Origin of the sequence: Roseburia sp. 1XD42-34, assembly GCF_009917385.1 — a bacterium.
Classification (GTDB): Bacteria; Bacillota; Bacilli; order Bacillales; family Amphibacillaceae; genus Virgibacillus.
On the sequence record NZ_QWLJ01000002.1, the window covers coordinates 153,757 to 172,093 of the forward strand.

Genomic DNA, 18,337 nt, shown 5'->3' on the forward strand with positions numbered 1-18,337 from the left:
TTGCCTCATTTCTATGATAGATTCATATTATTTTGTACAATGGAATCAATTAATTCTCGATAAGCTGTATAACTTCGTTTATATAGCTTTGCTTTATCGATATTTCCGTTCATTTGTTGAAGTACTTGCATCAAAAACCTTGGAAACACCTCGTAGATAAATGTTGGATCAACGTCAATAAAGTCATCTCCATGGATAGTTCCAGTAAAGCCGCTATAACCAATTTGAATGCATGGCATCATAAAGGAAAGATCTCCTATATCACCTGCAGCGCTAATGAAATTGTCATTCAACAGCTCATCAATTTCATTGTTCTCATGAAACGCAGTTTCGACAAATGTGGATAAATACCTGTCTTGTATAAATGGTAAGTAACCCATCTGTGTATCTATCGTTACATTTCCCTGTAAAGCTAAGGCACTTCCCTTCGCCGCATCATCTAATTTGTTAGCTGTTTCTTTTAAATAAGCAACAGACTTGGTTCGTAAATCTGTTCCTATAATGATATGGTTTGGAACGACATTTGTAGACATATCAGATTCCATAACGATTGGGTTGATCCGCACATGTTCTGATTCTTTTAACTGTTGGCGGCTTAAGCCAATCGCAGTATTAAAAAGCGTTGACATATGATAAGCATTTTTGGAGGAAAATGGATCAAATCCTGCGTGTGTTGCTTTGCCTTCAAAGGCATACTTTTTGTATAGAAAACCAGCTAAATCACAGTTAATTTCTATCGTCCGTTTAGAAAATTCTCCACCAATTGCATGTACGCAAATACCAATATCGATATCATCAAATACGCCCAATTTCATAGCCTCGGGTTTTCCACCATAATGACTGATTTGACCTTTTTTTAATAATTCGGCGCGATAATTTAAATCTAAGTATTCTTCCGCAGGCACAAATACGAACGTCAGTTTATAAGCTAATTCTTTATAGGCTTCCGTTGTAAAAAGATATTGGTACAACGCTATTGCAATACCTATCTGAGTATAGTGTCCGCAGTTATGCGCAGCCCCTGTAAGTTCATCAGCATACATATGCGTAGGTGCATAAACAGCATCTAGTTCAGCGATAAAAGCGACATGTAAATCTTTAGCTTCTTTATTTCCTAAGCTTGTGGAAAAACCGGTGATGCTAAAATCGTTAAGTTTAATGTTCGGATTTATTTGGTTTAAATAATCCATCACTTGACTTCTTGTACGCCTTTCCTTATATCCCAGTTCAGGGTGATAATAAATATCTTCAGCAATTTGTTTGATAGCTTCATATTGGCGTTTAAATTGCATTTGGAAACCTCCCGTAGCAATAATGGATAATAATTATGTCGAAAAAACACGAATTCATCTTAACATTATGTTTAACGTTCGTCAATATCGAATGATATTCAGTATTTTTTTTGTAACGTTCGACTTTAGGTGTTCGAGCGGCAATTTTATAAGAAAAAATGGAAAAATAACGAGAATAATCTTTTATGTATCCATATGTAACTGGTGTGAATCCTGCTCTTTTTTCTTGTGGGGAGAACGTCAGAAAGGTAAGTGGGAAGTAAACGACCAGGATATATTCATTGTTGGTCAACAAACCATTGGGAGATAAAGTGAAGCTTCCATTAGTGTGGGTTTCATCATTTTCCACAGCTTTACCATGTGAACGACCAATTCCACAAAAGGCTAAAGCAACGATTTATCATTGTCAAGTTTATGGGGGATTAATCTGGGTGAACTTGAGTGAATAACCGTTACCGTTAATACGTTATCTCGAATATGATATGGAAGGATATCGGACGACTATTTGTGTTCCGTATACAGTGAACGCAAATGCACCTAGAGTTATTGAAAATTTCCTTGATATTTCACATCTCATGTTCGTTTATAGTGGTTTACTAGGAGATGAAGAGCACGCAAAAGTGCAAAACTATGATGTTAACTTTATCGATGGTCGTTTCATAACGAGTAAAATTCCAATCTATCAACCTAATCCAGATGGACGCTCTGTAGGGGGGATAATGATTATGTGTATGAAATTCTTAATCCGACGACGGCTCGCTTTACGAAGCAGGTTGCAGGATCCAAAGAAGAATTTATCGTATTAGTTACAGCTGTACAAGAAGCAGATGAGCAAACAAAAGTTTTTATGCTGCTTACGCGAAATTATGATTTAGATCAACCGGATGAACCGTTTATTGAATTCCAAGATTTAATTTTTAAACACGATGTAGATGTTGTCGAAAGCCAAAAGCCTGAATTGTTGCCGTTAGACTTACAGGCTGAAATGCACTTAAAATGTGATGCTTTAACAATTGCTTATCGCCGCTGGTTAGATGAGCTTGGCATAGAAACAGGTACAACTCCGAATTATAGAAAAAAAGAGAAGCAATTCAATCATAACGAGAAAAGGTCACCCTTTTATCGTTTTTTAGAGGCATTGATAAAGTTCATTCTCAGCCTTGTATTTATTTCAAAAAATACAAGGCTGAGGCTAATAATTTCCTAATTTCAGATAAATCACCGAAGTACAAAATTGAACTACTAGATTTATTGTAAATTAAGTCAAAGTTTACAAGCAGTACAATTAAGTTGAGAACTCAAATTGAAAATTAAAATTAGCGTAAAACCTTATAATTAAAGTAGATATTTATAGTTGTAGTATGAGAAAATAGGAAGATAGCTGTGATAGGAGGGGAAGGGGTTGGAGGCTAATTTAATTGCATACATACCTTTTTTTCAACAGGCAACCACAATTAAACCACTAAACAAAGGCTTTTCATTTGATCAAAAGTATATCCTTGATGATCAATATCTTGTACGTGTTTTTTCTGATGAGCATATAGAAAAACGTAAGGAAGAGTTTCACACACTTGCAAAACTACGCTCATTGTCCAAAGCTATTCCTGAAGCGATGGAATTCAACGTAGTGAAAGAACAAGGGCTTGCTTATATGGTCCTATCTTTCATGCCGGGTGAGGATGGGGAAGCAACGTTACAGAAATTAGAAACTAAGGAGCAATATGATGCTGGTTACTCTGCTGGAGAAGAGCTCAATAAATTGCATGCTTATCCTGCACCAAATTATCAGGAATCGTGGTATGATCTAAAAAAACGTAAAAACGATAATTATTTACAACACCTATCGCTAATGAACATAGATCCGAAAATAGAAAATGCATTAGTCCACTACATAAGAGAACATGAGGACATCATGAAAAACAGACCAAATCGATTTCAGCATGATGATTTTCATCCAGCCAATTTATTAATCAATAAGGGACGATTTTCTGGAATCATAGATTTCCAAAAAATGGATTGGGGCGACCCAATTCATGATTTTCAAAAACTTGGCTTCTTTTCAAGCCGGATTAGTATTCCATTTACGAATGGTATCGTTAATGGGTACCATTGGAATATGAAGCTTGACGAAGACTTTTGGGAGTTGTACACCTTGTACAGTGCTATGCACCTCGTGTCTGCACTTGTATGGGGAAAGAAAATGGGGAATTTTGAGCAGATGTGTTCCTATTCTATGAATGTTTTAGAAGATCATGATTTTTTTACAAAGATCGTTCCAAACTGGTATAAAAAATAGAAATAAGTACTCTCATTCACTTTAGCTAATAAATAGCTCGATACTGTTTTGCCAGTAAAAATTTAGTGTTAGAATTTGGGCGATGTGGATATGCTTTTTTTGGTATTCAATAGGAAGCCGCTTTTAAAACAAGGTCTTTGCCCAATTAATCTTTTCTGGCAAGACCTTGTTCGTTTTATCACGCATGTAAGGTGCCTTATACCCCGCTTTAAAATCTTGAGTTGATACAAAAGGTCAAAGTGGGAGAAAACGGCACCTAAATGCCCGCTTCGTTTAAGGGCTTTTAGGTCATACCCACTGAGGTACTAACATTCAGTAGGAGATGGAAGAAAACTTCTACTGAATGAAGTTTCACTTTATGTGTGTACTCTCATACAGTACTGCAGTTAGGTTAACCATTAATGCTTTTATGGCTAAAGAATCTATACCATTATTACTTATTTTTCGCCACTTAGTTCAATTAAGATTTTTGCTTGTGATTTATCTGTTGACAATAATTCAAATCCTTTTTCTACAATATCATCTAATTGGATTTGCCCAGTAATAATGGATTGTGGTTTTAATTGTCCACTTGCCATTAAGTCGATAGTTTGTTGGAAAGATGTTGGTGTATATGCAATTGAAGAAGTGATTTTTACACCTTTTCCAATTAATTGTAATGGATTCCATTTAATCGCATTAGCAAAGATCGATACTACAACCATCATACCTCGTGGTGTAGTAACTTCAATTGCTTGCTCAAAAGTTACTTCAACACCAGCCACTTCAAATGCAGCATTGACACCTTCAGGAACAATATCAAAAACAGCTTTTACTGGATCTGTTTTTCCTGAATTAATCAGATGGGTTGCTCCGACTTCTTTTGCTTTTTCTAAACGAGTTTCAGACAAGTCAAGTGCGATAATTTTGCTAGCTCCAGCAGCTCTTGCAGCTAAAATAGTAAGCAATCCAATTGGACCAGCACCAAATACTGCAACGGTGTCACCAAATTGCAAACCCGCTTCTTTAACAGCTTGAACAGCCACAGCTGTAGGCTCCACTAAAGCTCCATCTTGTAGCGTTAGCGACTGTGGTAATAGATACACATTGTTTTTAGGAACATTTGCAAAAGATGCAAATCCTCCATCTCTATGCAAACCTACAAAAGAAAAACCATCATAAGGATCAAGATCTTCTGATTTGATACCATGTGTAATGGTAGGATTAACAGCTACACGGTCTCCTGGTTTAAAATTAGTTACTTTTGCCCCAACTTCTTCTACGATACCAGCAAACTCATGACCCATTGTAAGTGGGGCAATCCCGCCAGCTAGATCATCTTCTTTCTCTGTTGGGATAAATACTGGACCTTCCTGATACTCATGCAAATCACTACCACAGAGTCCAGCCCAAGCCACTTTTACCTTAACTTCGTCGTCTTTTAGAGGTTTTAGTTCTCTTTCTTCTACACGGATGTCTTTTTTTCCATACCATACTGCTGCTTTCATATTTTATGTTCCCCCCAAAAAAAATAATTATGATAAAAACTAACTCCAGCTTTCATTGTACCCTACTATTACAATATTCGACAGCTTTTTGTCTAATTTTGCAATAATGTAATGAATTGTTCACAAAGTGGATGTAAGGCAGTGTTAAGGAGTGGTTGGAGTAGCTCTTAAATGGAGGATATTGCATCTTTTATAGAATAGATGATCTGCGTATGTCAGAGGTATTCGTAGATCAAAATGGAACATGGAACAAAGACTCGAGACGCCCGTTTAGTAACGTAGTGAATGGAACGAAACAACTAAAGTTTTAGGAAACATGCCACTAAAAACAGGCGTATGCCGACGTCGGGCGGCAAGTCCGTTTTTAGTCGACCTTCCTCTTAACCACGACCAAGTAGTGACTTATCGTAGGGCAATGGAGTGAAGTAACCTAGTTGCTGGGAACTTGCGTCGGACGTAGCTATTCCGTTAAGTCCTAATCCCAAAAGTACCAGTTTTTAAGCTTTATTATTTTCTAAAAAAAGAAATGAGGTACTTAAAAAAGGAACACCTCATTTTTTTCTATCGTAAGATAGTCATCTCCTATAGTTTTATCTAATATAACATAGCTACCTCCAATGACTATGCGAGTTTCCAGCCTACAAAATGCCACTAGCATGAAGCTTCTGTTTTAGCATTGCCACTTCGTTTTCTGTTAACGGCTGCATTGGCAGTCGCACACCGCCGACAGCCACATCTAGTATATTTAAAGCGCTTTTAACAGGAGCGGGACTGGGCTGAGCAAACATTGCTTTCATAATTGGGAGTAATTTTTGATGTAGTTTTGCACTAGTAGTGATGTCTCCGCTTCTAAAATGATGTATCATGTCCCGCATTTGATTACCTACAATATGCGAAGCTACCGAAACGATCCCATCTGCTCCGATGGCAAGAGCAGGCAGTGTTAAACTGTCGTCTCCAGAATATAAGCTAAAATTATCGGGAGTGTTGTGGATAATGGTAGTCATTTGATCCAAATCACCACTAGCTTCCTTGACTGAGACGATATTCGGCAATTGGGACAGACGCATAATAGTATCTGCCTCTATATTTGTTGCTGTTCTACCAGGCACGTTATAAAGCATAATCGGTAAACTGGTTGCACTGGCAATAGTTGAGAAATGTTGAAAAATACCTTCTTGAGATGGTTTGTTATAGTATGGTGTAACAAGCATAATCGCGTCCACACCGACTGCTTCCGCTTGTTTAGTCAATTCAATAGAAGCTGTTGTATTATTGGAACCTGTTCCAGCAATTACTTTTGCTCTTCCATTAGAAATTGCAACGACACGTTTAAATAAGGTGATTTTTTCTTCATTGGAAAGTGTTGGAGACTCTCCGGTTGTACCGGCAACGACTAAGCTATCGGAACCATTTTCAATTAAATAGGTTACGAGTTTTTCCACAGCGGGAAAGTCAATATTTTCTTCCATGTCAAATGGAGTCACCATAGCAGTTACAACTTGGCCAAAATTCATTACTTCACACCCTTTGTGTACATGATAGTGTAGGTGAGAAGGCCACTAGATTTGTTCGCAAAAAAGCAGCAGCGACGGCATATCGCTGCTGCTTGAAACATTTATTAGCTTCATGCGTCAGATAGCCCTCCATATAGTCACCTATATGACAGTTCTGTACTTCTTCAATAGCAGAACCAGCTGCAGAAGCAATGAGTTTTCCACAACTTCGGCGAGGTCCCCTTTTCACTATTTTCCAAGGACCTCATTATCCTCTAATAGTGTACTCTTGAACATCGCACCTCTATCCTTGTTTCAACAGAATATTGAAACAGGAATATATTCGATTGACTGTACTATAGCAGATTTTTACTATCTATGCAAGAGCTTTAATATTCAGTTTAGATAGTTATAGTTTGCGATTGATGGTATATATGCTCGTACCTGCTATGGGTAAGCAGGTACGAGCAACCCGCAGAAAGCAAAGTATGTTTTTAAAGCGAGTTATATGCACCATCATTCCTATATAGTTTTCATTTTACTTTGGGATACTTGGAAATACAGGTGAGTCGCCTTCGAGAGCAATGAGCACTCTCAAACCGATCCATACATTACGTTAACTGCATATTGGTGAGACAAGTTGGGTCTTCTGCGAAGGTTGAAAATTCAGATTGGACCTTCTTGCCATCATGCTCAATAGTTATATCGTATTTTTTATCTCTCGGAACCCACAAATCAATGAATCCATTTGCCAGCGATTTGACCTTTTTATCTACAATTACTTTCCCGTCCTCATCTTCAATATATACATCGAATTCTTTCTCTACCATTTCTCCTTGACACCCTGTAAGACTATGGAATGTACAAGGGTGTGTTTGATCAACAAACGGAGCGATAGATACGAAAAATTCATCTTCCGGTAGCTCGTATGTTTTTTCTTTTCCATCATCTGTACTTACAATCAGTTCTTTGCCTGTAATAGAAGCAGAATCAGCTTCTTTTTTATCCGTGCTATAATCAGCTACTAATTGTTTAATATCAGTGTTGTTGCCATTTTTTTCTGCATTTTTACTTTCTGTATCATCATTACTACAAGCAACTAGCGCAAATAGTAAAATTAACATTATGAATATCATTGATTTTATTTTCATTCATTTTACCTCCTTATTAAAAAAGTATATCAAATAAAGGAGTAATGAATCAATTGGCAAATCGGTTGGATAGCTGTAAATCTATCTTGCATGTAATTAGAAGGAAAGCTTGCACTTTAATAGTACAAAATAAAATCAAGGAAATTAGTGGAAGGCTTAACTAAGTCAAACCTGAGTTGTTCCAAGCTCTAGCTCATACCTTTGTGTCAGTTAATACGCATGATTGGAAAGCCTCACTTATTTAAGATTTATTTTATAAAAGCATAACAGGAATCGTCATAAAATGGGTACGGTAATTTACTTAACTCCCTCGTATTCAATATAGTTTACTATAATTGTCCTACGTAGGACTAGCCTGTTTCACTATCAAGTCAAGCTGAAGCAAAACGAGCTCAGAAGGAGATGTAGTTTTCCCTGTTTCCGTGTTTTACTTTTTATAGATTTACGATTAGACTTTAAGTATATATCTTTTAAAAAGGAAGGTATCACCATGAAAAATAATTATGTTGGCTATGCAGGCACATACACGCGGAAAACAAGCAAGGGGATTTATCGTTTTGAATTGGACCCACAATTACAAAAATTAACTGCGGTGGAAGTTGCTGCAGAAGTAGGGAGTCCTACTTATGTAACCATAAGTGATGACAAGCGTTATTTATTCTCCATTGCGCAAGATGGAGCATCCGGTGGAGTACAAGCGTATAAAATTAGTCCTGAAACAGGAAAGTTAACGAAATTAGAGGAACAACTAGCAGAGGGGAAATCCCCTTGTCATTTGTCTTTTTATAAAGATAAGTTAGTAACTGGAAATTATCATAAAGGAGAGGTGGGGCTATACTCTTTTACAACTAAGGAAACGTTCGTAGCTGAAACGTTTATTCAACATTCCGGCAGTGGTCCACACGAACGTCAAGAAAAGTCACATGTCCACTTTGCCGGGTTTACGCCGGACTGTAACTATGTGGTCGTTTGTGATTTAGGGACGGATGAGCTGGTAACGTATCGAATCACCGGCAATCAACTTGAGCGTCACCAAACGCTAACGGTAAAACCAGGAAGTGGTCCACGCCATATTGCATTTCATCCACATGGAAAAACAGCATATTTACTTACAGAATTAAGCTCTGAAGTCATTGTTTTAGATTATCATCCGGAAACAGGAAGCTTCACTGAAAAGCAGACTATTCTAGCGAAGCCAGCGGATTTTACAGATACAAACGATGCCAGTGCTATTCATATATCTTCAGATGGAAGGTTTGTTTACACTGGAAACCGGGGGCATAATAGCATTGCTCTATTTGAGGCTGATCCTAAAACCGATAAGCTAACCTTTGTAGAGTTTACGTCTACAGGCGGGGAATGGCCGCGTGATTTCGTGTTAGACCCTAGTGAGTCATTTATTGTTGCTTCTAATCAGCACAGTGGTAATTTAGTTTTATTTGCACGTGATCAGCAGACTGGAAAGCTAACACAATTGGACTCTGTCGTAGAAGTTCCTGAAGTAGTTTGTGTGAAATTTTTAAATTAATTTTTTGATATAGCTAGTGTAACTGAAGTTTAGACCTTACCAATTAGTTTAAAACGGCAAGCTTATTATCATTAAAGATAATAAGCTTGCTTTTTGAGTTCATCCATTTAACAGCTAATTGAATTAAATAAAGCAGAGTCTTTTGGAACAGTTTGTGCAGATTTTTTTGCTTTTGGGGATTAATTCCTTATCCGTCCAATTGTTGCACAAACTTCTGTGATCAATTTGGTCTTATGTGAATAAAGATGTTTGCTTATAATTAAATTAAGACATACTACTACTTCCTTAGATGGCAGGTGGAAAATTATGAATCAGCGTAGTATGGCAGTATTAAAAATGTTAGTCGAGCAAGAAGGTTATCTTTCCAATACGCAGCTTTCGAAAGCATTTCGTATTTCGAGAAGATCGATTTACAATGACATAGGCAGGATTAATGACTGGCTTAAGGAGCGCGGCTTAGATAGTGTGAAACAAGTTAGGACAGAAGGTTTCTACTTGGATGAAAGTACAAAACAAACATTAAAGCAGACTTATATACTTGTCCAAGATCATTATTATGAATATACAAAAGAAGAACGCAGAGCGTGGACTTTCTTGCATATCGCATGTAGTTCAAAGCCTTATTTTCTTGAAGATTTACAAAATCTTTTTCAAGTAAGCAGAAATACTGTACTGGAAGATATAAAAGCGATAAAAAAAGAAATAGAGTTTGATCAATTAAAAATGTATGCCGATAGAAAGAAAGGGTACCATATCTTAGGAAGAGAAATGGATGTTAGAAAAACAATTACTCAGTACCTTTCTATCGTCACACCCACAGATAATTGGTACAGCTTGTTAGATCAGCCACATGTAAATGAAGCAGACCTGCCACAAACGTATTTGATATTCGATGTAAAAGCACTTCATCAGATTCATCATCTTCTGGCTGAATATGAGAAGCAATTTAATATTGAAATTATTGATGATGTGTTAAACAGTCTAGTACTTTGGTTTCATTGCTTTATCAAACGAATGGAGCAAGGAGCTACTGTCCAGGTGGATCCCGTCGAGAAGGAAATAATAGAAACAACGGAAATATATTTAGGAGTAAAAAGGTTATGCCAGCAGTTGTTTGTAAACATTACAAATGCAGTTGATAAAAAAGAAGAAAGCTACTACTTTGCTAAATATTTGCTTAGTGCCAAAGTGAATTATGATTTAACGCCATATAAAGAAAACAGTGTGATGCAATCATTGATTGGTGTTGTTGAAAAAATGGTTACTGATTTTCAATTGTATGCTGCCGTAGAATTCGATGAACCAGAACAAATTATGGAAAATTTACTGCTGCACTTAAAGCCTGCTTATTATCGGATTAAATATGGAATTAAACTGGAAAACACGTTACGCGACTCTGTCAAACAAACGTATCCTGAAGTGTTTCATATTACAAAACTGGTGATGAAACATTTTGAGGCACTTATTGAGCAAACGGTCGATGATAATGAGATTGCATTTATCGCCACTCATTTTGGCGGATGGCTTCGGAGAGAAGGAGTTATCCTTGAAGAAAAACCAAAGAAATTATTAATTGTTTGCACAAATGGATTAGGAACATCTAAACTTCTAGAGAGCCAATTACTAGCGCTGTTTTCCAATGTGAAAATTCATGGGGTTACTTCATTAAGAGAATATCAGCACATGGATTTAGTTGTTGATTTCATCGTTTCTACGATCCCGCTGCCTGATCGAGGAGTACCTGTCTTTGTTGTTAGTCCTGTATTAAATAATGATGAGAAAGAGCAGTTGTTGAAAAATGTAAATAGCATGTTTGGTGTAGGTACTCGAAAAGAATACTCTGTCGACTCATTGCTAGACATTGTTCAGCGGTATGCTTCTATTAAAGATGAGGAAGCTTTACGTAAAGAAATAAGAAGGTTTCTATATACTCCGGCACAAGCCATTAGCAGCTCTAAGAAAGAAAATCTGCAACAGTTATTGCCAATAAATCGTGTTCAATTACAAGAAAGTGTCTCTACATGGCAACAAGCGATTACACTCGCTGCACAACCATTGCTGGATGAAGGATATATCAAGCGGGGTTATATAGATAAAATGCTGGAAGCAATTTACGAAAATGGTCCTTACATCGTTATTTCTGATCAATTTGCTTTGCCACATGCCGGCTCGTCTGAAGATGTTTATCAAACAGGGCTTAGCATGCTTTGCTTGCAACAACCCGTTGATTTATTAGGGAAAGATGTTTCCATTATTGTTGTACTAGCCTCTGAAGACAATGAACAGCATTTAAAGGCGTTAGCACAATTAACGAAATTGTTTTCGGAAAAGAATAATAAGCAACTCGTAATGGAGGCAGATAACATTTCTATTATTTATGAATTAATTACAAAGTATTCGCAAAGCATATTAGCATAACAGATAGAAAGACAGGTGTTTGCATATTATGAAATTTTTAGAAGAAACTATAATACAGCTCAATGTAGAAGTAAATGATGCAGAAGAAGCGATAGATGCTGCTGGTCAATTACTCCTAAAAAACCAGTTGATTCAACCATCCTATATTGAAGCAATGAAACATGCATATAAAAAAAACGGTCCTTATTTTGTTTTAGCTCCCCAAATCGCGATTCCGCATGCAAGACCGGAAGATGGAGTGAATGAAGCTGCTGTTTCGTTAGTGCAGCTAAAGGAGCCGATATCGTTTGGACATGCTATTAATGATCCAGTAAGTCTCGTATTTGGTTTAGGTGCTGCTTCCAGCGCTGAGCATTTAACATTGCTGCGTAAATTAACAACTTTATTAAATGACCCACAGAATATTGATCAGTTGTTACAAGCAACGACAATAGATGAAATTCAAAAAACAATTGGAATGGAGAGATAACAAGATGAAAGTATTAACAGTATGTGGTTTAGGACAAGGTACAAGCTTAATTTTGAAGATGAACGTTGAGCAAGCGCTTGGAGACATGGGGATACGTGCTGATGTAGAACATACGGATGTATCGACTGCTTCCAGCATGAATGCCGATTATATCATCACAAGTAATGAATTAGCAGAAAGCTTACAAGGGCATAAAGCAAAAATTGTTATTGTAAACAACTATTTTGATATGGATGAAATTAACGAAGCTGTAAAAGCCAACATTGAAGCCTCTTAAAGCAAGAGGTTTCAATACAAAATAAGGAGGAATGAGCAATGGATATTATTATTTGGATTGCTACAAACGTGTTTGGAGAAGCTGCTATTTTATTAGGTTTTATTGTTCTTTTAGGTTTGTTGCTCCAAAAGAAATCAGCTAGCCAAACGGTTAGTGGGACATTTAAAGCTATTATCGGATTTCTAATTATTAGTGCTGGCGCTGGCGTCATTGTAAACGCACTAACCGTATTCGAACCGCTTTGGAAAGAAGTGTTTAATTTATCTGCAGAGCCACTTGGTGAATTTATGGGGCAAGAGGGATTTAATGCTAAATACGGTAGTGCAGTAACGCTAGCTATGACGTTAGGATTTGTTATAAACGTCATCTTAGCTCGATTCACGAAATTAAAGTATATTTATTTAACAGGTCATATGATGTTTTGGACAACGACCATATTTGCAGGGGTAGTTGTTCAGGCAGCGGGTGATATTTCGTTTGGAAAACTCGTTATATTTTTAAGTGTATTTATGGGATTGTATTGGACCATACAACCTGCATTAACGCAACCATTTATGAGAAAAATTACTGGCAACGATAACATTGCATTAGGTCATACTTCCGCTTCGGTTGCTTTGTTGGGTGCGTTAGCTGGTAAAGTACTTGGAAACAAAGATAATGATTCAGAAAAAATAAAATTACCAAAAGGATTAGAATTTTTAAGGGATTCAAACGTTATCACTGCACTAACGATGGGATTGTTATTCTTGGTAGGTGCGATAATTATATCGTTTAAAGATACGCCAGGAGCCCAAGAACTTGTCGCTGCAGCCGGAGATAAAAATTTCATTATCTACGCTATTATTCAATCATTCACATTTGCAGCTGGTATTGCCGTCGTTTTATTAGGGGTGCGGATGTTTATTGGAGAAATGGTGCCAGCATTTAAAGGAATTGCAACAAAAATCGTACCTGGAGCAAAGCCTGCTCTAGATAGTCCTATTGTTTTCCCATATGCACCAAACGCTGTTATTTTAGGATTTTTAGGAGCTTTTGTAGGATCACTCATTTGGCTTGTTGTACTAGGAAATACAGTAGGTTACGTGTTCGTTCCAACTATGATCGTATTATTTTTCCACTCGGCGACTGCAGGCGTATTTGGAAATGCCACTGGTGGGGTTCGTGGGGCACTCTTGGCAGGGTTTATTACGTCAACTGTTGTAGCTTGGGGACAATTTATCATGGTAAAAATGCTTCTTTCCGATACGATTCCTGATACAGCGATGTGGGCAGCGGACTCGGATATGTTCCTACTCGGACCAATTGTTCGTTTCTTGTCCCAACTATTCTTTTAATTAAGAGGGATTATGATCTATAAATATAGAGGAACAGGCTTCTGTTCCTTCTTCCCTTTTGAAAGGTTTTTTTATAAAATGAAGTGCTTGGGGGATTTTGCTTTATATTATTACCATGCATGTCATTTAATTAAAGTCATTTTTAACTAGAGGAGCTGATTGATATGAGCTTTATCCGTACATTTCATGGCGATATTGAACCAAAAACACTAGGCATCACATATTCTCATGAACATATTGTTTGTCGCCCTCCCTATTGGGTGGAACAGGAAGCAGATGATCTTTTGCTTGATGATAAAGAGAAATCGAAGCAAGATGTATTAGATTTTAAACGACTTGGTGGCGAAGCGATTGTCGATGCTACAGCCATTGATTATGGCAGAGATGTAAAAGCGGTAAAAGAAATTGCTGAAGAAACAGGTATTACTATTGTTGGAACAGCTGGGTTTAATAAAAGCTTTTTATGGGCAGCAAACATTCCTGACCATTTAAAGCCAGTCATCGGTGATTATTCTACTTTTTATGAATGGATCGAGGCGAAAAGTATTAATGAATTAGCAGATTTTGTTATTCGTGAAGTAGAAGAAGGACTGGAAGGAACGAATATTCCAGGAGGTCAGGTGAAATTTGGAACCGGGTATAATCGAATTACACCTTTAGAAGAAAAAACAATTCGTGCAGTAGCTAGAGCTCACCATGAAACAAAAGCCCCCGTCCATTCCCATACAGAAGCCGGGACAATGGCACTAGAACAGATTGAAATTTTAAAGTCTGAGAATGTGCCATTAGAATACGTTAGCTTCGGGCATATGGATCGAAACCCTGACCCCTTTTACCACGAACAAGTAGCCAAAACTGGAGCACTATTGTCATTTGATGGAATATCCAAAATAAAATATGCACCAGAAAGTACACGTATTCATTGCATTTTAGAATTAGTTAAGAAAGGTTATGGAAAGCAAATTCTAGTCAGTGGTGATACCGCTAGAAAAACATACTATAAGCATTATGATTACGGTTTAGGGCTGGAAAACATATTAGGGAAATGGGTGCCACGCTTTATCGATGAAGCAAATCAAGGAGGCTTTGTTGGGGAAGAACTTGTAAAGGATTTCTTTGTAAGCAATCCCGCTAGGTGTTTTACGTTTAAATGGTAACAGGTTAGTTTCGATGTGAGAATTTTTTAACAATGTGATAGAAGGTGTGTATGGTGGAATTTCAATATGAAAATTCATATGAAGTAAAAGAAAAGATTACATCCTCAAGGATTGCGATTTTACCAGTAGGAGCAGTAGAAGCGCATGGACCTCATTTGCCCTTGGGTACTGATAATCTACTTGCAGAGCGCGTAGCCGAAAGAGTGGCAGACAAAGTAGAGGCTTTTGTTTTACCTACCTTGCCATATGGTCAAGTTTGGAGCTTACGTCATTTTCCAGGAAGTATTAATGTTTCGAATGAATCACTTATTTCTATTATCGTAGATATTGGCGAAAGCTTATACAGACAAGGCTTTCGGACATTTGCTATGGTGAACGGGCATTTGGGAAACCAGCCAGCCTTAAAGGACGCCGCACGAGTGTTATTTACATCTTGTCCTGATATGAAGGTTTTTTACTTTTTTTACCCAGGTATGAATCAGGCTGCAAAGGAAGTGCGAGAGGCAGATTCTGCACATGCCACTTACTTTCATGCTTGTGAAATTGAAACATCTTATATGCTGTATTTAGCACCGGAATTCGTAGATATGAGTAAAGCGATCAAAGACATTCCTCAGATCCCCGAAAATGCCGATGTTACCCCCACACCATGGGAAGTGTTTACAGAGTCCGCAGTGCTAGGTGATGCGACATTGGCAACGAAGGAAAAAGGCCAATATATTATTGATATTGCAATTGGTAATATGGTGGAAATGTTAACGAATAAGGAAGCAAAGTAGTACGGCAAAACGAAACCTTCCATTTTATTGAGGGGAAAATAATTTGCTGTGCTAAACCACTTTACTGGTAAGAAGGAGGAAAACCGTTTTGATTCAAGCATATTTTGAAAAAATTCAAGAACGATTAACCATTGTAGAAAAGAAGGAAACGGACGTAATGAAAAAAGCAGCCAAAAAAGTGGCGGAAGCTATTGAAGCAGACGGAGTAATTCATTTATTTGGCTGTGGTCATTCACATATTTTAACGGAAGAAGTTTATTATCGTGCTGGTGGACTTGTTCCGATTCATCCTATTCTTCACGAACCATTAATGCTTCACGAGGGTGCAGTTCGTTCTTCTACGTTAGAAAGAAAAAATGATTACGCTAAAAATTTTATTACAGAACAGGGAATTGAAGCTGGCGATGTGGTGTTTGTGATTTCTACTTCAGGACGAAATCCAGTACCGGTCGATGTAGCAAATTTTGCAAAGCAGCAAGGGGCTTATGTTATTGGAATTACTTCCATTGCATATTCATCTAGTCAGCCATCTCGTCACACTAGTGGCAAGCATTTATATGACGCAGTCGATATAGTGATTGATAACCATGCACCAGTGGGCGATGCGCTATTATCCCATGAAAAAGTAAAAGTGCCTTTCTCACCAAGTTCAACAGTCATCGGTGCAGCAATATTAAATGCTGTGTTTGCGAAAGCAATTGAAAGCATGGCAGAGCAAGGCTTTGAGCCGCCTATATTCTTAAGTGGTAATATAGAAGGTTCAGATGAGCATAATCAACGGTTGGTAGAAAAATATAGCAATCGAGTGAAATTATAGAGTGAACGCTCACTACCCGCTGCTGTAGTGAGCGTATTCAAATGTATCTATAGGTGTGCCGTTGTAAGGAGAAAGTTCCTAATCAGGGGTACAGTTAGCTTGTATTTATCCATCATCATAAGCTATAAGTACCGATGCTTCAACAATCACCGCACCCTAATACTGCGCGGATATCTCTACAGGGTTTTGGAGTTTTATTACTCTAAATCTATCTTCATTTAAAGTGAGGTGATCCATTTAATAAAAAATGTTAATTTAGCTTTGGATTTGGGCCATATTTATTTTCATTCGGTTCACTATCCAAAATTGACAAGATAATTAGAATAATTCCACCAATAACTGGAATAAGAATGATAAAATACCACCAACCTGATCTACCTGTATCATGCAATCGGCGAACAGTTACAGCTATTGCTGGTAAAATCATAGAAATATAGAATATGGAGATTAAAAATGATAATATTCCTTCGATGATACCCATTTTATCAGTTGCGTTGATTGAGTCATAGCCTGGATCATTAGCTAGTAATTCAGGATTTACTAGTGAGAGCAAAAAACCGCACACAAAAAGAATTAGTAGGAAAACCAAATTAAACATCCAAAACTCTTTTCTTCTAGCGCGTCCTCTAAAAGTAGCGTAATTTTTTAAGCATTTTATAAACCATTTCATACTTTTCTTATCCCCCTTGTTAAAAAAAGACTCCACTTATTAGTATGGAAACAGATACTAGAATAGGAAGTCTTGTGTGGAATACTAGCATGGGTTAATAAGCCAATTCCCCTTTCATATTGCGAAGTAGTTTTTTACCCATCTATGTCCATCCGAACTATGATCTTCTCCTCTGCTTGCTCCCCACAATCAAAAATTATATCATGAAATCCCATTTATTCAAATGTTTTACATATATTGTATAAGGAACGATACGATTTCGACAAAATTTTTAAAACCCATTTATCTTCCTTTATATCCTCTGCGATTTATTTCCTGTACGCTATGAACCGTTATATAAGCATCTTTATCCACTCTTTCGATGATCCGTTTTAAATGAACGATTTCTTGTTTGTTTATTACAATGTAAAGAATTTCTTTATTGGCTTTCGTATAACCTCCTTTTCCTTCTAAAACAGTAATCCCGCGCGACATGTTGTTGGTTACTTTTTCTAAAACCTCATCCGGGTGACTAGAAATAATAAGAACAGCAGTACGTTCATTTGCCCCTTCCACAATAATATCAATAGCTTTGGCACCAACGTAAACAGAGATCAAGGTATACATTGCTTTTTCCTGCCCAATGACAAATGCAGAAATCCCAATTACAGCAATATCTGTGAGTAGCATTCCTTTTCCGAAACTCCAGCCAATAAATTGATTAAGTAATCGAACAATAATGGCAGTTCCACCGGAGGTTCCGCCAGTTTTAAAAATTAGTCCTAACCCAATTCCGACAGTTAAGCCAGCAAATAAGGCAGCTAGTAGCGTATCTCCGTTTCCAGCTTTGCCAATGTTTTCTGTTATATGTAAAAAAAAGGAGGAAAATACGATAGATAAAATCGTATAAATCATGACACGTTTACTAAAATATCGGTAACCGATAGCTAGCAAAACAGCGTTAATAGCGAAGTTAACGATGCCGGTAGACCAGTCAAATAAATAGTAAGTGACAATTGATATACCAATGACACCGCCCTCTGATAGGTTGTTGGGGATCGCAAAGTAATTAATTCCAAACGCAAAAATAAAGGACCCAATAATAATCAAACTGCTTTCTTTTATCCATTTTCCCACTGTAAGCACTCCTTTCCTAACTAAATTCTACCAGTCATCATTTTAAATAA

17 protein-coding genes and 1 riboswitch are annotated in these 18,337 nt (G+C 37.2%); of the genes, 11 read left to right on the plus strand and 6 right to left on the minus strand.

Annotated features, from left to right (window positions below; genetic code table 11):
- Positions 1-11: 11 nt before the first annotated feature.
- A complete protein-coding gene (locus D1839_RS01795; RefSeq protein WP_120378183.1) occupies positions 12-1,292 on the minus strand; it encodes a carboxypeptidase in 1,281 nt (426 codons plus the stop codon).
- 482 nt (positions 1,293-1,774) lie between these two features.
- Between D1839_RS01795 and D1839_RS21255 the strand changes: the two genes are divergently transcribed.
- From D1839_RS21255 to D1839_RS01805, 3 genes are all read left to right on the plus strand, one after another.
- Positions 1,775-2,098, plus strand: a complete 324-nt coding sequence (locus tag D1839_RS21255; RefSeq protein WP_353616248.1) for a hypothetical protein — start codon at positions 1,775-1,777, stop codon at positions 2,096-2,098.
- Entirely contained in the window at positions 2,020-2,499 is a 480-nt protein-coding gene (locus D1839_RS20275) for a hypothetical protein (RefSeq protein ID WP_199689896.1), read from the plus strand. Before D1839_RS21255 ends, D1839_RS20275 begins: the two co-directional genes overlap by 79 nt.
- 195 nt (positions 2,500-2,694) lie before the next feature.
- Entirely contained in the window at positions 2,695-3,588 is an 894-nt protein-coding gene (locus D1839_RS01805) for an aminoglycoside phosphotransferase family protein (protein WP_199689897.1), read from the plus strand.
- A 437-nt stretch (positions 3,589-4,025) separates the two neighbouring features.
- Here D1839_RS01805 and D1839_RS01810 read toward each other — a convergent pair whose 3' ends face one another.
- The 3 genes from D1839_RS01810 to D1839_RS01825 all read right to left on the minus strand — a co-directional run bounded on the left by D1839_RS01810 (position 4,026) and on the right by D1839_RS01825 (position 7,722).
- Entirely contained in the window at positions 4,026-5,075 is a 1,050-nt protein-coding gene (locus D1839_RS01810; RefSeq protein ID WP_120378184.1) for a 2,3-butanediol dehydrogenase, read from the minus strand.
- A 638-nt stretch (positions 5,076-5,713) separates the two neighbouring features.
- A complete protein-coding gene (gene dapA, locus D1839_RS01815) occupies positions 5,714-6,592 on the minus strand; it encodes a 4-hydroxy-tetrahydrodipicolinate synthase (protein WP_120378185.1) in 879 nt (292 codons plus the stop codon).
- 114 nt (positions 6,593-6,706) lie between these two features.
- A riboswitch (Lysine riboswitch) is annotated at positions 6,707-6,886 on the minus strand.
- A 296-nt stretch (positions 6,887-7,182) separates the two neighbouring features.
- Entirely contained in the window at positions 7,183-7,722 is a 540-nt protein-coding gene (locus tag D1839_RS01825) for a CueP family metal-binding protein (protein ID WP_120378187.1), read from the minus strand.
- A 490-nt stretch (positions 7,723-8,212) separates the two neighbouring features.
- Here D1839_RS01825 and D1839_RS01830 point away from each other — a divergent pair, with 490 nt between their 5' ends.
- The 8 genes from D1839_RS01830 (at position 8,213) to D1839_RS01865 (ending at position 16,501) form a co-directional block, all read left to right on the plus strand.
- Complete coding sequence (locus D1839_RS01830; RefSeq protein ID WP_120378188.1) at positions 8,213-9,250, plus strand: lactonase family protein; 1,038 nt, start codon at positions 8,213-8,215, stop codon at positions 9,248-9,250.
- A gap of 306 nt (positions 9,251-9,556) precedes the next feature.
- Positions 9,557-11,668, plus strand: a complete 2,112-nt coding sequence (locus D1839_RS01835; protein ID WP_120378189.1) for a BglG family transcription antiterminator — start codon at positions 9,557-9,559, stop codon at positions 11,666-11,668.
- Positions 11,669-11,696: 28 nt separating this feature from the next.
- Positions 11,697-12,137 (plus strand): PTS sugar transporter subunit IIA, encoded by a 441-nt coding sequence (locus tag D1839_RS01840; protein ID WP_120378190.1) that lies wholly within the window; start codon positions 11,697-11,699, stop codon positions 12,135-12,137.
- A 4-nt stretch (positions 12,138-12,141) separates the two neighbouring features.
- Positions 12,142-12,414 carry a PTS sugar transporter subunit IIB gene (locus D1839_RS01845; protein WP_120378191.1) on the plus strand — a complete coding sequence of 91 codons (273 nt, stop codon included), beginning with the start codon at positions 12,142-12,144 and terminating at the stop codon, positions 12,412-12,414.
- A 38-nt stretch (positions 12,415-12,452) separates the two neighbouring features.
- The gene (locus D1839_RS01850) at positions 12,453-13,748 is read left to right on the plus strand and encodes a PTS ascorbate transporter subunit IIC (protein WP_120378192.1); all 1,296 of its coding nucleotides are present in this window, start codon (positions 12,453-12,455) and stop codon (positions 13,746-13,748) included.
- Between the two features lie 164 nt (positions 13,749-13,912).
- Positions 13,913-14,905 carry a phosphotriesterase family protein gene (locus tag D1839_RS01855; RefSeq protein ID WP_120378193.1) on the plus strand — a complete coding sequence of 331 codons (993 nt, stop codon included), beginning with the start codon at positions 13,913-13,915 and terminating at the stop codon, positions 14,903-14,905.
- Between the two features lie 50 nt (positions 14,906-14,955).
- Positions 14,956-15,684: a creatininase family protein gene (locus tag D1839_RS01860; RefSeq protein ID WP_207710013.1), complete on the plus strand. Its 729-nt coding sequence runs from the start codon at positions 14,956-14,958 to the stop codon at positions 15,682-15,684.
- Positions 15,685-15,772: 88 nt separating this feature from the next.
- Positions 15,773-16,501, plus strand: a complete 729-nt coding sequence (locus D1839_RS01865) for an SIS domain-containing protein (RefSeq protein ID WP_120378194.1) — start codon at positions 15,773-15,775, stop codon at positions 16,499-16,501.
- A 250-nt stretch (positions 16,502-16,751) separates the two neighbouring features.
- Here the strand turns inward: D1839_RS01865 and D1839_RS01870 are convergent, their stop codons facing one another.
- Positions 16,752-17,171 carry a DUF805 domain-containing protein gene (locus D1839_RS01870; protein WP_120378195.1) on the minus strand — a complete coding sequence of 140 codons (420 nt, stop codon included), beginning with the start codon at positions 17,169-17,171 and terminating at the stop codon, positions 16,752-16,754.
- A 282-nt stretch (positions 17,172-17,453) separates the two neighbouring features.
- Positions 17,454-18,287 carry a YitT family protein gene (locus D1839_RS01875; protein ID WP_120378196.1) on the minus strand — a complete coding sequence of 278 codons (834 nt, stop codon included), beginning with the start codon at positions 18,285-18,287 and terminating at the stop codon, positions 17,454-17,456.
- Positions 18,288-18,337: the final 50 nt, after the last annotated feature.

Excerpts from the sequence above, each read along its gene's own strand:
- D1839_RS01795 (WP_120378183.1), bottom strand. The coding sequence starts at position 1,292 with ATGCAATTTAAACGCCAATATGAAGCTATCAAACAAATTGCTGAAGAT.
- D1839_RS21255 (WP_353616248.1), top strand. The coding sequence starts at position 1,775 with ATGGAAGGATATCGGACGACTATTTGTGTTCCGTATACAGTGAACGCA.
- D1839_RS01810 (WP_120378184.1), bottom strand. The coding sequence starts at position 5,075 with ATGAAAGCAGCAGTATGGTATGGAAAAAAAGACATCCGTGTAGAAGAA.
- dapA (WP_120378185.1), bottom strand. The coding sequence starts at position 6,592 with ATGAATTTTGGCCAAGTTGTAACTGCTATGGTGACTCCATTTGACATG.
- D1839_RS01825 (WP_120378187.1), bottom strand. The coding sequence starts at position 7,722 with ATGAAAATAAAATCAATGATATTCATAATGTTAATTTTACTATTTGCG.
- D1839_RS01830 (WP_120378188.1), top strand. The coding sequence starts at position 8,213 with ATGAAAAATAATTATGTTGGCTATGCAGGCACATACACGCGGAAAACA.
- D1839_RS01835 (WP_120378189.1), top strand. The coding sequence starts at position 9,557 with ATGAATCAGCGTAGTATGGCAGTATTAAAAATGTTAGTCGAGCAAGAA.
- D1839_RS01840 (WP_120378190.1), top strand. The coding sequence starts at position 11,697 with ATGAAATTTTTAGAAGAAACTATAATACAGCTCAATGTAGAAGTAAAT.
- D1839_RS01845 (WP_120378191.1), top strand. The coding sequence starts at position 12,142 with ATGAAAGTATTAACAGTATGTGGTTTAGGACAAGGTACAAGCTTAATT.
- D1839_RS01850 (WP_120378192.1), top strand. The coding sequence starts at position 12,453 with ATGGATATTATTATTTGGATTGCTACAAACGTGTTTGGAGAAGCTGCT.
- D1839_RS01855 (WP_120378193.1), top strand. The coding sequence starts at position 13,913 with ATGAGCTTTATCCGTACATTTCATGGCGATATTGAACCAAAAACACTA.
- D1839_RS01860 (WP_207710013.1), top strand. The coding sequence starts at position 14,956 with ATGGTGGAATTTCAATATGAAAATTCATATGAAGTAAAAGAAAAGATT.
- D1839_RS01870 (WP_120378195.1), bottom strand. The coding sequence starts at position 17,171 with ATGAAATGGTTTATAAAATGCTTAAAAAATTACGCTACTTTTAGAGGA.